Source organism: Phaeobacter sp. JH20_29 (genome assembly GCF_048056175.1).
In the GTDB taxonomy this organism is placed as follows: domain Bacteria; phylum Pseudomonadota; class Alphaproteobacteria; order Rhodobacterales; family Rhodobacteraceae; genus Phaeobacter; species Phaeobacter bryozoorum.
Genome location: NZ_JAYMWO010000004.1, coordinates 160,060 through 175,335, shown reverse-complemented (window position 1 = coordinate 175,335; position 15,276 = coordinate 160,060). Strand labels below are relative to the sequence as shown.

Sequence of the window (15,276 nt, the reverse complement as noted above, 5' to 3'; positions counted from 1 at the left end):
GCATCGCAGCATTTCAAGGTTTTTCTTGCTGCGATGCAGAATAATTTGCGAATGCCCGGAAAATCAGGGCTTTGCGGACCGCTTTGCCTTTACCCGCACGTAGTCGCCGGGGGCCGGTGTCAGCGGGGGATGCTGCGAATCGCCCGGTTCGCGGGCCTCGACCTGCTTGCCGGAGCGTTTCTTCAACCAGCTTTCCCAGCGTGGCCACCAGGAGCCTTCGTGAAAGCTCGCCGCCTCTTTCCAGGTCTCGGCGTCACCTTTCATATCGGGATTGGTGTAATGGCCGTATTTGTTGCGGGTCGGCGGGTTGACGATGCCCGCGATATGACCCGACTGCGCCACAACGAAGCTCTTGGAGCGCGAGCCCATCTGCTGAACACCGCGGTAGCAGTCTTTCCAGCGGGCAATATGGTCGGTCTCGCAGGTGATTGCCATCACCGGCACGGTGACGTCGCGCACATGCAGGGTATGGCCCATCAGCTCGAACCCGTCGCGCACGAACTCATTGCGCTGACACAGGCCACGCAGATATTGCATCGCCATCCGCCCCGGCAGGTTCGCGCCGTCACCATTCCAGTACAGAAGGTCAAAGGCCGGCGGCGTCTCCCCCATCATGTAGCTGCGGATCGCAGGCCCGTAGACCAGATCGTTGGAGCGCAGGAAGGAGAAGGTCCGCGCCATGATATACGAGCGCAGCAGGCCGTTGTTTGTGATCTCCTCCTCGATGCCGTCGATGAAATCATTTTGCAGGAAGGGCGTGAACTCCCCCTGATCGGAGAAATCCGTCAGCGCGGTAAAGAAGGTCGCCGATTTGATCGAGGTATCGCCGCGCTGTTTCAGCAACGAGAGCGTCAGGCACAGCGTGGTGCCCGCGATACAGTAGCCAACGGCATTGATCTGTTTCACCTTGCAGATCGACTTGGCGGTTTCGATCGCGGTCAGATAACCCTTCTCGATATAATCCTCCAGACCGAGGTCCGCCTGATCCTCGCCGGGGTTGACCCAGGACACCACAAACAGCGTATAGCCCTGTTCGGTCACCCATTTGATCAGGCTGTTCTGCGCCTTGAGGTCGAGAATGTAGAATTTGTTGATCCACGGCGGAAACAGCACGATGGGGGTTTCATGCACGGTTTCGGTGGTCGGCCGGTACTGGATCAGCTCCATCATCTCGTTGCGGAATACAACCTCACCGGGTGTGGTGGCAATATTGCGACCGATCTCAAAGGCGGTCTCATCCGCCAGCCGCACCACCAGTTCGCCGTCGTTGGCCTCCAGATCGGCAACCAGATTCTCCAGCCCCTTGATCAGTGACTGACCTTCGGTCTCCACCGCTTTTTCCAGCGCATCGGGGTTGGTTGCCAGAAAATTGGTGGGAGCCATCATCTGCACGATCTGATCGGCGAAATAGCCAAGGCGGCGTTTGTCGACATCTTCCAGATCATCGACCTCGGCGACGGCGTTGCGAATTGCCTCGGCATTGGTGAGATATTGTTTCTTGATGTAGTGAAAATAGGGGTTGGACTGCCACATCGGATTGGCAAAGCGGCGGTCATCGGGCGCGCCCTCATCGGCGTCCTCGGGGCTGTCGCCCTCCATGGATTTGGCCAGAAGCGCCTGGGCTTCGGCGAAATTCACTACCGCCTGCCCCCAGTAAGACACCTGTTTTTCCAACAGCTTGGCGGGGTTTTTGGCCATTTCGGCCCAATAGGCGGTTGCTGCGCGTGCAAAAAGCTCTTGATTCGGACCGTCCAGAGAAGGGGGGTGAGATTTTTTCTGAGCCAGAACATCCATCAGGCGTTTTGAAAGTTGCTCAACCTGCTCCATATTTTTTTTAATTCGTTCAATATGTTCCGGCGAGACTGCCGGATCCGTACTGTCGCTTGTTGTCATCTTAACAAATCCCCCGTAATCTTTCTGCTATGCAGAATACTGTCCGCCCATCATACGACAAAGCCATGAAACGTCCGATGGGTTGTGACACAACCGCACGTGGATTCAGATCGGATCCAAGCGGCCAACGCAATGGAGATATAACATGCGTTACATGATGTCGTACGATCTGATGGAAACAATGCGTAACACCAATCAGTGGTTGGGGGCCACCGCCCTGTCGATGGCATCGAACCCGGCGCTGGCCGCAATCCCCAATCCTGCCATTGCCTGGATGGCCGCCTGGGGCGAGGTGACGGAGCGCAGTTTTCAGCGCATGGTGACCAAACCGGATTGGGGCATCTATACCCAGACCTGCGCCGATGGCCGCGATCACGTGGTGGAAATCGACACGGTGGTAGAGCGCCCGTTTGGCGATCTGATCCATTTCCGCGTCGCAGGCCGCGCCGAGCAGCCGCGCAAGGTTCTGCTGGTCGCGCCGATGTCGGGCCATTACGCCACCCTGCTGCGCTCCACCGTCAAAAGCCTGATCGAGAATTGCGAAGTCTATGTCACCGACTGGCATAATGCCCGCGATATTCCGGTTTCAGCGGGCAAGTTCGACATTGAGGATTACACGCTATATCTGGTTGATTTCATGCGTGAAATGGGCCCCGATACCCATGTGATCGCGGTCTGCCAGCCGGCCCCGCTGACGCTGGCCGCCACCGCCTATCTGGCAGAGCAGGATCCGGGCGCGCAGCCGTCATCGCTCACCCTGATTGGCGGGCCGGTGGATCCCGATGCAACCCCGACGGATGTGACCGATTTTGGCCGCCGGGTCACCATGGGCCAGCTGGAAGAGACGATGATCCAGCGTGTCGGCTTCAAATACAAGGGCGTCGGCCGCAAGGTCTATCCGGGCCTGTTGCAGCTCAGCTCCTTTATGTCGATGAACGGCGAGCGCCATTCCAAGGCTTTCATGGATCAGATCCAGCGGGTCAGCCGGGGGGAAGCCTCGGATCATGATGCCCACAACCGGTTCTATGACGAATATCTTGCCGTGATGGACATGACGGCGGAGTTCTACCTGTCGACGGTGGAGCGCGTGTTCAAGGGCGGCGAGATTGCCGGCAACAACTTTGTTGTCGCCGGTCACAAGGTCGATATGGGCAAGATCTCCGATGTGGCGGTCATGACCGTCGAAGGCGCCAATGATGATATCTCGGCCCCCGGACAATGTATCGCGGCGCTGGATCTCTGCACCGGCCTGCCGGAGGTAAAGAAGGCCAGCCATGTGGAGCCGGGTGCAGGACATTATGGCATCTTTGCCGGCCGCAGCTGGCGCGATAATATCCGCCCGCTGGTGATCGAATTCATGAACGCGAATGCCCGCACGCCGAAGAAAACCGCAGCAAAACGCACCAAGGCGACCGCCTGACCGGCGAGGCTGAGGCCAGACCAAATAAGACGGGCGCCAAGCCCTGACCAAAGCCCATTTCAGCCCAAGGACCATTTCAGCAATGGCCGATCCCCTGAGTTTCGCCTGTGACTGCGGCCAGATCCGTGGCGCGCTGTCGCCAGAGGCCCGCAAGGCCGGCACCCGCGTTGTCTGTTTCTGCGCCGATTGCCGCGCCAATGAGCTGTACCACAATCAGCCGGACCCCGCCCCCGGACCGGTTGATCTGTTTCAGGTCAATCCCGATGGGGTGACCTTTCATCAGGGGCAGGATCTGCTGCGGGTGATGCGGCTCAGCCCGAAGGGGCTGCTGCGCTGGTATGCGGGCTGCTGCGGCACCCCGATGGCCAATACGCTGGCCAAACCCACCCTGCCCTTTGCCGGGATGCGGTCGGACCGGTTTGCCGACCCATCCGCGCTTGGCAAGGTGCGCGCCCGCGCCTTTGTTCCGAAGGCAGGCAAACAGCCCCGCACCGAAGGCGCGGCACGGATGGTCATCTCGCTGCTCAGCCGGATGATATCGGCGCGCCTCTCGGGCCGCTGGAAAGAGACGCCATTCTTCGACATCGCCAGCGGTGCGCCAATCAGCGAACCGGAGGTGATCAGCAAGGAGGCGCGCGCGGAACTGCTGCGCAGGTAGCGCCGTGCGCTCTTTGCGGCCGACCGGGCCGCGATCCGCACAAGCTTTGCAGATTAACCGATTGGATCTGATGGCTTTAGTGGGTTGGTGAGTGTCAGGGGCGGCAACGGTTTTGACGGCGATGCCGCCGCAGGTTCCGCCGGTGGCGTCGATATCCGCTGCGGCTGGGTTGTGGCAGCAGCGCTCTGACGGTCTGCGGGCAGATCCGCCGGGCAGCCCAGCTGCCGGTCCTCCTCCGCCAGCCATTCCGCAATCGCCCCGGTCACCTGATCCGGCTGTTCCAGCGTCGGCAGATGTCCGGCCTCCTCCACCACATGAAGCCGCGCATTGGGCATCAGCGCGGCCATGAATTCATGGCGTTTCAGCGGCGTCAGCCGGTCCTGCGCCCCACAGAGGATCAGGGAGGGCCCTTTGAAACGACGCAGTGCCGCCTGCTGATCGGTGCGCCGCTGCAACGCCCGCGCCTGCGCCACGAACAGCTCCGGCCCCAGTGCAAGGGCCTGCTCATAGATCGAGTTCAGAATATCCAGCCGCTGCGGCGACGGGGCCAGGCACTCCACCGGCAGGCAGCTGCGCAGCACATCCGCCAGACGACCGCTGCGGGCCGCGATGATCAGCGGCTCCCATTCGGCGGCCTGGGCAGGCGTGTCGGGCAAGGGGCTGGTGGAGATCAGGCAGAGTCGGCTGACACGCTGCGGCGCGCGGCGCAGGATTTCCATTGCAACAATGCCGCCCATCGACAGCCCGGCCAGTGAAAACCGCGCCGGCAGCCGGGCCAGCAGATGATCGGCGATCAGCTCGATCCGGTCGCCACCGAGCAGCGGCGCAATCATCGTCGGCACCACCCCGGACAGTGCCCGCAGCTGCGGCAGGAACACCTCGGCATTGCCCATCAGACCGGGCAGCATCACCAGCGGGGCGCCAGCGGCGCGCTCTGCCGGGGCCTGCGAAGGGCGGCTCGTGTTCTGCGGTGCGTCGCCTGACCGGTCTGTCACCTGTGCTTATCCCTCGGTTTGGGCGCCATAGCCGTTCCAGCGGAACGCGCCGTCATCGGACAGCGGCGAGAACGGGTTATGCGCGATTTCCCAGATATGGCCGTCCGGGGCGCGGAAATAGCCGATGGTGCCGCCCCAGAACACCTCTCCCGCCGGGCGCAGCACCGTGGCGCCAGCCGCCTCCGCCCGGGCCATCAGCGCAGCGACATCTGCCGCAGTGCGGGTGTTATGGCTCAGCGTCATCGCGCCGGTGCCCAGCTCATCCAGCGGCAGGCCAATATCCTCGGCCAGCGACGCCAGCGGATAAAGCCCCAGCGTCTGCGACATCAGATCAAAGGCAATGACCCCGTCGGGGCTGTCTGCGCGCTGCCAGCCAAGCGCCTCATAAAAGGCCGCCGCCCGCTCCATATCCGGCACGCCCAGTGTGATCAGGCTGATACGTTGCTCCATCGGATCCTCTCCTGCCCTTCTCCTGCCTCTGTCCTGCTGCTGTCGGGTTGCCCCCTTTCGGGCCGCCCTGCGCTATGTGGCAGATCATCCCCGACACTCTGCCATAGCCTGCGTCAGCTGTCGCGTGGTGGATGCAGGTCACTACATCAGAACCTGCGCCCCCGCCCCGCCACTCAACCTAGCCGATATCTGGCGCGCCAGATAGCCCCAGCACCTCCGCCACGGCGGTTTCGATCAGCGCCAGACAGGCCGGGTCGGAGAACCGATGGTCGGCGTCCTTCACCAGATGCAGGCGCATATCGGCGCAGGTGGCATGATCCAGCAGCCGCAGCGCGGTCTCGGTGCTGACGGCGGTGTCGGCGGTGCCCTGCAGGCAGCGCACCGGCATCGCCAGCACCAGCGGATCGCGCAGCACCAGATGGTTGCGCCCGTCCTCGATCATCCGTTTCGTGATGACATAAGGCTCCATGTAGTCGCTCGGCAGCTCAACCTGCCCGCGCGCCTCCAGCTCCGCCTTCTGGGGATCGGTGAAATTGGCCCAATAGCCATCCTCGGTGAAATCCGGCGCGGCGGCGATGGTGACCAGCCCGGCCACCCGCTCGGGCATCGCCCGCGCCAGGAGCAGCGCCTGCCAGCCCCCCATGGAGGAGCCAACCGGCAGGATCGCCCCTGTGGTCAATGCCTTTACCGCCGCCAGCGTATCCTGATGCCAGTCGCCGATGCAGCCCTCTTCAAACGTGCCGGAGCTTTCGCCGTGGCCGGAATAGTCAAACCGCAGAAACCCGAGGCCCCGCGCCCGGGCCCAGGCCTCCAGATGCACCGCCTTGGTGCCCTCCATATCGGATTTCAGCCCCCCCAGAAACACCAGCGTCGGCGCATCCTTGGCCGCGCCGGTGGCCGGGCTCAGGTGATAGGCCAGACGGCGGCCGCTGTCACAGTCCAGAAATTGGGTTGCTGCCATGGTCTCCCCCGCGATGCAGTCCGGTCATTATGCTGATGTCAGATCTGCCACGGCAGCCGCGCCGCCGCAATGGCCGGTTTCACCGCAGGAGGCACCGGCGGCAGATGGCGGGCGCCCGGATGCCGCCGCCCCGACCGCCTGATGCCCTTGCAGCCAGCCGCAGCCCTGCCTAGGGTCCGCGCGACATCAGAACCGCCGCAAATCAGGAGCCTCCCTTGACCCGTGCCCTCCGCCTTCTCTGCCTCGGGCTTCTCTGCCTGCTGATCCTGCTCGCCACTCTCTGGGGCGCGCTGGCGCTCTGGTACCGGCTGCCCGTGGACGGCCTCTGGCGTACAGCTGCGGCATCCGGCTTTGCGGGCCTTGGTCTGGCCACGCTCTGGGCGGTGATCCGCGGCCGTGCGCTGCGCGGGCTGGCCACCTTCTGCCTGGCGCTGGCCGCGCTGATCTGGTGGTGGGCAAGCCTGACCCCGCCGGCCGAGGCGAACTGGTCCCCCGATGTGGCCCGCCAGGTCACCGGCACCCGCGACGGCGATATACTGACGCTGACAGATGTGCGCAATTTCGACTGGACCACACCGACCGACTTCACCCCGCGCTGGGAGACCCGCAGCTATGATCTCAGCCAGCTGACCACCGTCGATCTCTTCATGTCCTATTGGGCCGGACCGGAGATGGCCCATATGGTGGTCAGCTTCGGCTTTGCCGATGGCGCCCATATCGCCTGGTCGGTCGAGGTGCGCCGTCAGGTCGGCGGCGGCTTCTCCCCCGTCGCGGATCTGTTCAAGACCAATACGCTGGTGCTGATCGCCGCCGATGAACGCGATGTGGTGGGCACCCGCACCAATGCCCGCGGCGAGGATGTGCAGCTGTTTCGCATCAATACCGACCCCGACACCGCCCGCGCGCTGCTGATGCAATATGTCGAGGCCGCCAACCGGCTGGCCGCACAGCCGCAGTGGTATAATTCACTCACCTCGAATTGCACCACCGTGGTGATGACGATGATCCGCACCATCCTGCAGGATGTGCCGCTGGACTGGCGGCTGCTGGCCAATGGCTACCTGCCGGAATATGCCCATGAACAGGGCGTTCTGGCCGCAGGCTACAGCACCGAAGACCTGCGCGAACGCGGTAGCATCACCGCCAGGGCGCAGGCCCGGGGCATCACGCAAGACTACTCAGCCCTGATCCGCAAAGGTGTCCCGACCCCCGCCCGCTGATCCAGCCCCCCCTGATCCAGCCCCCCCCTGATCCCGCTACTGCATCTTCTGGCGAAAAATATCCCGGGGAGCGCGAGGGGCTGGCCCCTCGCCTGCTTGACAGCCTCGCATCCCCCTGCCAAACGGGCAGAACACCATAACCCGCAACCGGGCGTTCTGTGGGCGCCAAACCGACGAGGAGAGCCGATATGGCCCAAATCTCTCTCACCTTCCCCGATGGCAATGCACGATCCTATGACGCAGGCGTAACACCTGCGCAGGTGGCCTCTGACATCTCGACCTCGCTGGCCAAAAAGGCCATCTCCGCCACCGTCAACGGGCAGCACTGGGATCTTCAGTGGCCGATCGACGCGGACGCCGCCATTGCCATCCACACCATGAAGGATGAGGTTCAGGCCAACGAGCTGATCCGCCACGATCTGGCGCATGTGATGGCGCGCGCGGTGCAGGACATCTGGCCCGACACCAAGGTCACCATCGGCCCGGTCATTGAAAACGGCTGGTATTACGACTTCGACCGCGCAGAGCCCTTCACCCCGGAAGATCTCGGCGCCATCGAGAAAAAGATGAAAGAGATCATCAACAAACGTGATGAGGTCCGCACCGAGGTCTGGGACCGCGACCGCGCGATCCAGCATTACTCCGACCTGAACGAACCCTATAAGGTCGAGCTGATCGAGAGCATCCCCGGCGACGAGCCGCTGCGCATGTACTGGCATGGCGACTGGCAGGACCTCTGCCGCGGCCCGCACCTGCAGCACACCGGCCAGCTGCCGGGCGATGCTTTCAAACTGATGAGCATCGCAGGCGCCTATTGGCGCGGCGACAGCTCCCGCCAGATGCTACAGCGGATCTACGGCGTTGCCTTCACCGGCAAGGAAAAGCTGAAGGCGCATCTCACCATGCTGGAAGAGGCCGCCAAACGCGACCACCGCAAGCTGGGCCGCGAGATGAACCTGTTCCACATGCAGGAAGAGGCGCCGGGCCAGATCTTCTGGCACCCCAACGGCTGGCGCATCTACACCACCCTTCAGGACTACATGCGCCGCATGCAGGACCGCGACGGCTATGTCGAGGTGAACACCCCGCAGGTGGTGGACCGCAAGCTGTGGGAGGCCTCGGGCCACTGGGACAAATACCAGGAGAACATGTTCATCGTCGAAGTGGACGAGGAACATGCCCGCGAAAAGGCGGTCAACGCACTGAAGCCGATGAACTGCCCCTGCCATGTGCAGGTGTTCAATCAGGGCCTCAAATCCTACCGCGACCTGCCGCTGCGCATGGCTGAGTTCGGCTCCTGTGCGCGCTATGAGCCCTCGGGCGCGCTGCATGGCATCATGCGGGTGCGCGGGTTTACCCAGGATGACGGCCATATCTTCTGCGCCGAGGATCAGATCGAGTCTGAAACCGCAAAATTCATCGCCTTCCTGTCCAAGGTCTATGCCGATCTCGGCTTCCATGACTGGACCATCAAGCTCTCGACCCGCCCGGAAAAACGGATCGGCAGCGATGAGAGCTGGGATCTGGTGGAAAAGGCGCTAGGCGATGCCTGCAAGGCGGCGGGCTATGACTACGAGCTGCTGGAGGGCGAAGGTGCCTTTTACGGTCCGAAGCTGGAGTTCACCCTCACCGACGCCATCGGGCGGAACTGGCAGTGCGGCACCCTGCAGGTGGATCCCAACCTGCCCGAACGGCTGGATGCGAATTTCATCGGCCAGGACGGCAACAAGCACCGCCCCTTCATGCTGCACCGCGCCACCCTGGGCTCCTTCGAGCGCTTCATCGGTATCCTGATCGAGGAACACGCAGGCAAGCTGCCGTTCTGGCTGGCGCCGCGTCAGGTGGTTGTCGCCTCGATCACCTCCGACGCCGATGACTATGTGAACGAGGTTGTTGAGACCCTGCGCGCCGCCGGTGTGCGCGCTGAGGCCGACATCCGCAACGAGAAGATCAACTACAAGGTTCGCGAGCATTCGGTGGGCAAGGTGCCGGTCATCCTCGCCGTCGGTCACCGCGAGGTCGAAGAGCGCACCGTTTCCGTCCGCCGTCTTGGCGAAAAACAGACCAAGGTCGAAACCCTGGAGGCTGTAACAAAAGCGCTGGCGGTTGAGGCAACTCCGCCGGATCTTCTGTAACATTCCTGCGGTCTTTTGCTGATCTTTGCCTTTTTACCGGCCCCCACTTGCGGGGCCGGTTTCTTTTTGCGCATGGTTTTAAGGGTTCAGCAGCCACTTCGCTGTAATAAGCGGTCACGGCTGCTGACGCCCGCGTGAGACACAGGCTCGTGAATTCAAACACTTCTCAGGCTGAGCTAATGTCTGACCTGTAACAACCGCCTCGCAACCAAATTCCAAAGAAGGAAGACACCGATGTCCAACACCGCAAAATCCCTCGCCGTCGCTGGTGCCGTTGCTGCCGCACTGACCTCTGCCATGGTCACCCCGGCTGCCGCCCAGTCCAAAGAGAAATGCTATGGCGTCTCCCTCGCCGGTCAGAACGACTGCGCCGCCGGTCCCGGCACCACCTGCGCCGGCACCTCGACCGTCGACTATCAGGGCAACGCCTGGACCCTGGTCGATGCCGGCAGCTGCGAAGGTATGGAACTGCCCGCTATGGCCGATGGCAGCGACCGCAAGGGCTCGCTGGAGCCGCTGGAACGTGACCTGCCTGCGTAAGCACAGGCCAGACCAGCAGGGCGGGGGATTTCTCCCGCCCTTTTTGTAACCGGATCAGAGGACCTGTCATGCTGGATGCCGCCCCTTCCCTGCCCGCCGCAGCCGGTGTTGGCTACAAGCCGCAGCATTTCGCCGATATTCTTGCAACGGTCGGCGCTGAGCGGCCGAGCCCGGTAAAATGGCTGGAAATCCACGCCGAGAACTACATGGGCGACGGTGGCCGCCCGATCGCGCAGCTGCGTCATCTGGCTGAACAATTTGCCCTGTCGGTGCATGGCGTCGGCCTCTCTATCGGCGGCGAAGGGCCGCTGGACGCCGATCATCTGGCACGGCTGACGCATCTGGTGGGCTGGCTCAATCCTGCCAGCTTCTCCGAACATCTGGCCTGGTCCACCCATGACAGCCATTTCTATAACGACCTGCTGCCGCTGCCCTATACGGATGCCACGCTGGCGCGGGTCTGCGATCATATCAATCAGGTGCAGGACGCCATCGGGCGGCGGATGCTGCTGGAAAACCCATCCAGCTACCTCGCCTTTGCCGAAAGCAGCTGGTCCGAGCCGGAGTTTCTGGCCGAGATCACCCGCCGCACCGGCTGCGGGCTGCTCTTGGATGTGAACAACGTCTTTGTCTCCGCCACCAATCTCGATTTCTCGCCGCAGGGCTATATCGACGCCTTTGCGCTGGATCAGGTTGGTGAAATCCACCTTGGCGGCCATGATGAGGATCAGGACGACCACGGCAAACCGCTGCTGATCGACAGCCACGGCGCCGAGGTGGTGGATCCGGTCTGGGCGCTGCTGGATTATACGCTGGCAAAATCCGGCCCCAAGCCTGTGCTGGTCGAGTGGGACACCGATGTGCCCGCCTGGCCGGTGCTGGAGGCCGAGGCCGCCCGTGCCGCAACCGCGCTGGAGCGGGTGCCGGCATGACTGTAAGCCAGACAGAATTCGCCCATGCCATGATGGATGCGGGCCAGCCGGTGCCTGAGGGGCTGCTGGATGCGACCGGCCAGCCGGCCGGGCGGCGGTTCAGCGTCTATCGCAATAATATCGCGGTCTCCCTGACCGAGGCGATGCACAGCGCCTTTCCCCTGATCGGCAAGCTGCTGGGCAAGCAGAACCTCGACGGGCTGGCGGGCATATATCTGCGCGCCCATCCGCCCTCCTCGCCGCTGATGATGCACTATGGCGCTGAGTTTCCCGCGTTTCTCGCCGGGATGGAGCAGCTGAAACATCTCGGCTATCTGCCCGATGCGGCGCGGCTCGACCTTGCCCTGCGCCGGGCGTATCACGCTGCCGACGCCACGGCGGTTGACCCGGCGCGTCTGGCAGCGCTTGCACCCGATCAGCTGATGGCGACCCGGCTGACACTGGCCCCCGCCGTCACCCTGCTGCGCTCGCCCTGGCCGATCTATGACATCTGGCGCTTCAACACCGAAGAGAACGCGCCCAAGCCCCGCCATATCGCGCAGGACGTGCTGATCACCCGGCCCGAATTCGACCCCATCGTTCAGGAGCTGCCCGCCGGGGGCGCGGACTGGATCACCGCCCTCATCGCTGGTGCCACGCTGGACGAGGCGCTGACCGCCGTTCAGGCCGACCAGCCGGATTTCGACCTCTCACACCCGCTCGCCCTGTTGCTGCAAGGCGGTGCAATCATTGACCTAGACCGCAAAGGATAACCGATGCACGCGCTTGTTTCCTCCTATACCTCGATCTTCGGCAAGGCTGACCGGCTGTCCGATATCATCGTCCCGACCCTGGCCCGGCTGGTCTTTGCCGCGGTGCTCTTGGTCTACTACTGGAACTCTGCCGGGCTGAAGACGGATGGTTCGATTTTCTCGCCCTCTGCCGGCGCCTTTGGTCAGATCTTCCCCAAGGCCGCCGAGGCGGTGCTTTATGATGTCAGCCAGCTCAATATCTTTCAGCGGCTGGTGATCTTTGCCGGCACTGTCGCCGAATATGTGCTGCCCGCGCTGATCCTTGTTGGTCTGCTCACCCGTCTGGCCGCTCTTGGCACCATCGGTTTCATCTGGGTGCAAACCATCGTCGATGTGACCGGCCATGGCGTGAAACTGGGCAGTCTCTTTGACAACGCCATTGGTCTGGTCGACCAGCGGGTGATGTGGACCTTCCTGCTGCTGGTGCTGGTGTTCAAGGGGGCTGGTCCGCTGTCCCTTGATGCGCTGGCGCGGCGCGCCACGGCGCCTGCCACCGCCTGATCCGGCCAGTCCTCAAACATAAAAAGGCGCCCTGCATCCGCAGCGGCGCCTTTTTTCATTCCTTGCGTTCGATCCGGTTCAGAAATGCGCCTTCGGCTCATCCGGTTTGCCGGCAGCAAGCGCCAGCAGCCCGCCAAGAAGCGCCAGCGAGATCGGGAAGATGGTAAAGACATTAAGCCCGAACCCGGCGTATAGCCCCGCCGCCGAGGCCAGCAGCAGCACCCCGCCCCAGAGCGCCCGCGACAGCGCCATCGCGCCACCGGCCAGCGCAAGGATGGGCGAGATCACGGCCAGGAGCCGCAGTTGTTCGACATCGTCGACCTGCCGGGCCACCCCGTCGATTTCGCCAAAATACTCCACGGCGGCGGTATAGCCATAGCCCGCAAACCCCACCACCATACCGATCAGCCCGGCCACGATGCCCAGCACCAGCGCTGCATTGCGCATTGCCGCTCTCCTTACCTAATCCGATATGCAGATGGGGGTTCTAGCCCTCGACGCCAAGGGCGGCCTTGGTTTTGGCGTCCCAGCCGAGGTGCAGGTCGTCACCGGATCTGATCAGCGGACGTTTCATCAGTGTCGGATGCGCCGTCAACAGATCCAGCGGCTCCCCCGCCCGCTCCGCCTCGCTCAACCCGCGCCATGTGGTGGAACGTGTGTTGACCAGCCGGTCGCCGAACTGCGCCAGTGCGGCCTGCAAAATCGCCTCCGGCACCCCATCGGCGCGCACATCCACCAGCTCCGCCTGCGGCAGCTGTTTCAGCGCCTTGCGGCAGGTGTCACAGGTCTTCAATCCATAGAGTTGCACGTTTTTTCCTTTCCCGAGGGGGCGGCTCAGCACAATTGATGGTAGAGCCGCACTGTTTTGCTTGATTTTTACATGGTCCGTGCAAAAGTTGAAACCGGGTTGGGACAACTTCCCCGGCCTGTTTTGTCTGCGCACTGCGGCAAAACCGATCACCCCGCTCTGCGCCGCGAAATTATCGTGTATTCAGGGCGGCTCACTAGCAGGAAGGAGACACGGGAACATGGCGAGTGGCACCGTGAAATGGTTCAATACAACCAAGGGCTATGGCTTTATCGAGCCTGAAGGCGGCGGCAAGGATGTGTTTGTGCACATCTCTCAGGTTGAGCGATCCGGGCTGACCGGGCTGACAGATAATCAGAAAGTCGATTTTGAAATGACCGAAGGGCGTGACGGTCGCCAGATGGCCAGCGACATCCGCCCACTGTGACCACACTCCGGCTGCGCCGGGGTTCCCCCTTGCGCGCAGCCACTCCGTCGCCTGCCCCAGCGCATCACCTAGCGCATCACAAAGGGATCCGGGATCGGATCGTCGCTGGTGCGCAGCCAGACCGTCTTTACCCTTGTGTAATCCAGCGCCGCCTGTAGCCCGCCCTCGCGGCCATGGCCGGATAGCCCGTGCCCGCCAAAGGGAGCGATGGGGCTGACCGCGCGATAGGTATTGACCCAGACAATGCCGACACGAATGCCGCGGATCATGCGATGGGCACGGGTCAGGTCGCGGGTAAACACCCCGGAAGCAAGACCAAAGGCGGTGTCATTGGCCAGCGCCAGCGCCTCGGCCTCGGTGTCAAAACCGCACACCGACAGGACCGGGCCAAAGAATTCCTCGCTCAGACAGGGCGCCTGCGGCGCGTTGCTGCAATCCACGATGGTTGGCGGAAAGAAATGACCGGCCCGCGGCAACGGCTGCCCGCCAGTCACGATCCGCGCGCCCGCCGCAACCGAGGCCGCCAGCAAATCCTCCGCCCGGCGCATCTGCGCGCCGGTGCAGAGCGGGCCGATCTCGGTCTGCGGCGCGTCCGGTGCACCGATCCGGGCGCTTTCGGCCTTTTCCGTCAGACGGCGCAGAAAATCCGCCTTGATCCGGTTTGAGATGATCAGCCGGGAGCCCGCAACGCAGCTCTGCCCGGTGGCGGCAAAGATCCCGGCGACCTGCGCATTCACCGCACTGTCGATATCGGCGTCCTCAAATACGATGAAGGGCGATTTGCCGCCCAGCTCCAGCGAGGTGGAGGCAAGGTTCTCAGCCGAGTTGCGCACCACCTGGCGCGCGGTCTCCGGCCCGCCGGTAAAGGCCACGTGGTCAATCCCGGCATGGGCCGTCAGCACCGCGCCACAGTCGGCGCCAAAGCCGGTGATCACATTGAGCACCCCCGGCGGAAAACCAGCCTGATCAAAGATGCGGGCGAATTCCAGCATCGGCGCCGGGGCTTCCTCCGATGCCTTCAGCACCACGGTACAGCCCGCCGCCAGCGCCGGGCCGATCTTCACCGCGGCCAGAAACAGCTGCGAATTCCACGGCACCACCGCCGCCACCACCCCAAGCGGCTCGCGGCGCAGCCAGACTTCCATATCCGGTTTGTCGATCGGCAGATGGGCGCCTTCGATCTTGTCGGCGAGGCCCGCGTAGTAGCGGTAATACTCAGCCACATAGGCGATCTGGGCCGAGGTTTCGCGAATGATCTTGCCGGTATCGCGGGTCTCGATCCGGGCCAGGGTCTCGGCGTTTTCGGCAATCAGATCCGCCAGCCGGTAAAGCAGCCTGCCACGCGCGGTGGCGGTGATGCCCGCCCAGTCCGGTGCGTGGAACGCGGCACGGGCCGCTGCCACGGCCGCCTCCACATCCGCCGCGCGGGCCTCTGGCATCATCGCCCAGACCTCGCCGGTTGCCGGATCGCGGCTCTCGAAACGGGCGGAGCCATCCGAGAACACCCCGCCGATATACTGCTGGAACTGCTGCATGGTGATCCCC

General features: G+C 63.2%; 16 protein-coding genes. 9 read left to right on the top strand and 7 right to left on the bottom strand.

All coding sequences use genetic code 11. The features are described from left to right. Positions 1-63: 63 nt before the first annotated feature. A complete protein-coding gene (phaC, locus tag VWZ85_RS02610) occupies positions 64-1,893 on the bottom strand; it encodes a class I poly(R)-hydroxyalkanoic acid synthase (protein ID WP_416535188.1) in 1,830 nt (609 codons plus the stop codon). Between the two features lie 145 nt (positions 1,894-2,038). Between phaC and phaZ the strand changes: the two genes are divergently transcribed. Together phaZ and VWZ85_RS02600 are read left to right on the top strand one after the other, a co-directional pair. Continuing rightward, positions 2,039-3,313 (top strand): polyhydroxyalkanoate depolymerase, encoded by a 1,275-nt coding sequence (gene phaZ, locus VWZ85_RS02605; RefSeq protein ID WP_416542102.1) that lies wholly within the window; start codon positions 2,039-2,041, stop codon positions 3,311-3,313. A gap of 82 nt (positions 3,314-3,395) precedes the next feature. Then, a complete protein-coding gene (locus tag VWZ85_RS02600) occupies positions 3,396-3,971 on the top strand; it encodes a DUF6151 family protein (protein ID WP_416535190.1) in 576 nt (191 codons plus the stop codon). Positions 3,972-4,024: 53 nt separating this feature from the next. Here the strand turns inward: VWZ85_RS02600 and VWZ85_RS02595 are convergent, their stop codons facing one another. The 3 genes from VWZ85_RS02595 to VWZ85_RS02585 all read right to left on the bottom strand — a co-directional run bounded on the left by VWZ85_RS02595 (position 4,025) and on the right by VWZ85_RS02585 (position 6,377). Beyond that, a complete protein-coding gene (locus tag VWZ85_RS02595) occupies positions 4,025-4,879 on the bottom strand; it encodes an alpha/beta fold hydrolase (protein ID WP_416587029.1) in 855 nt (284 codons plus the stop codon). A 93-nt stretch (positions 4,880-4,972) separates the two neighbouring features. Next, complete coding sequence (locus tag VWZ85_RS02590; protein ID WP_340545981.1) at positions 4,973-5,416, bottom strand: VOC family protein; 444 nt, start codon at positions 5,414-5,416, stop codon at positions 4,973-4,975. 178 nt (positions 5,417-5,594) lie between these two features. After that, the gene (locus VWZ85_RS02585) at positions 5,595-6,377 is read right to left on the bottom strand and encodes an alpha/beta fold hydrolase (protein ID WP_416586995.1); all 783 of its coding nucleotides are present in this window, start codon (positions 6,375-6,377) and stop codon (positions 5,595-5,597) included. A gap of 215 nt (positions 6,378-6,592) precedes the next feature. On the opposite strand from VWZ85_RS02585, the gene VWZ85_RS02580 reads away from it, so the two are divergent. The 6 genes from VWZ85_RS02580 to VWZ85_RS02555 all read left to right on the top strand — a co-directional run bounded on the left by VWZ85_RS02580 (position 6,593) and on the right by VWZ85_RS02555 (position 12,496). Further along, positions 6,593-7,597: a DUF4105 domain-containing protein gene (locus VWZ85_RS02580; protein WP_416535192.1), complete on the top strand. Its 1,005-nt coding sequence runs from the start codon at positions 6,593-6,595 to the stop codon at positions 7,595-7,597. Between the two features lie 188 nt (positions 7,598-7,785). Further along, a complete protein-coding gene (gene thrS / locus VWZ85_RS02575; protein ID WP_416586991.1) occupies positions 7,786-9,732 on the top strand; it encodes a threonine--tRNA ligase in 1,947 nt (648 codons plus the stop codon). A gap of 234 nt (positions 9,733-9,966) precedes the next feature. Next, on the top strand, positions 9,967-10,272 hold the full coding sequence (locus tag VWZ85_RS02570; RefSeq protein ID WP_340545985.1) for a DUF2282 domain-containing protein: 306 nt from the start codon (positions 9,967-9,969) through the stop codon (positions 10,270-10,272). A 68-nt stretch (positions 10,273-10,340) separates the two neighbouring features. Further along, positions 10,341-11,204 carry a DUF692 domain-containing protein gene (locus tag VWZ85_RS02565; RefSeq protein WP_416535194.1) on the top strand — a complete coding sequence of 288 codons (864 nt, stop codon included), beginning with the start codon at positions 10,341-10,343 and terminating at the stop codon, positions 11,202-11,204. After that, entirely contained in the window at positions 11,201-11,956 is a 756-nt protein-coding gene (locus VWZ85_RS02560; RefSeq protein WP_416539006.1) for a putative DNA-binding domain-containing protein, read from the top strand. The genes VWZ85_RS02565 and VWZ85_RS02560 overlap by 4 nt, the downstream gene beginning before the upstream one ends. Before the next feature lie 3 nt (positions 11,957-11,959). After that, positions 11,960-12,496, top strand: coding sequence for a DoxX family protein (locus VWZ85_RS02555; RefSeq protein WP_260102340.1), 537 nt, complete (start codon positions 11,960-11,962; stop codon positions 12,494-12,496). A gap of 78 nt (positions 12,497-12,574) precedes the next feature. Here VWZ85_RS02555 and VWZ85_RS02550 read toward each other — a convergent pair whose 3' ends face one another. Together VWZ85_RS02550 and VWZ85_RS02545 are read right to left on the bottom strand one after the other, a co-directional pair. Beyond that, entirely contained in the window at positions 12,575-12,943 is a 369-nt protein-coding gene (locus VWZ85_RS02550; RefSeq protein ID WP_260102341.1) for a hypothetical protein, read from the bottom strand. 40 nt (positions 12,944-12,983) lie between these two features. Then, positions 12,984-13,304, bottom strand: coding sequence for an arsenate reductase family protein (locus tag VWZ85_RS02545; protein WP_416542097.1), 321 nt, complete (start codon positions 13,302-13,304; stop codon positions 12,984-12,986). Between the two features lie 220 nt (positions 13,305-13,524). Between VWZ85_RS02545 and VWZ85_RS02540 the strand changes: the two genes are divergently transcribed. Beyond that, a complete protein-coding gene (locus tag VWZ85_RS02540; RefSeq protein WP_340545989.1) occupies positions 13,525-13,731 on the top strand; it encodes a cold-shock protein in 207 nt (68 codons plus the stop codon). A 68-nt stretch (positions 13,732-13,799) separates the two neighbouring features. Here VWZ85_RS02540 and VWZ85_RS02535 read toward each other — a convergent pair whose 3' ends face one another. Beyond that, positions 13,800-15,266: an aldehyde dehydrogenase gene (locus VWZ85_RS02535; RefSeq protein WP_416586987.1), complete on the bottom strand. Its 1,467-nt coding sequence runs from the start codon at positions 15,264-15,266 to the stop codon at positions 13,800-13,802. Positions 15,267-15,276: the final 10 nt, after the last annotated feature.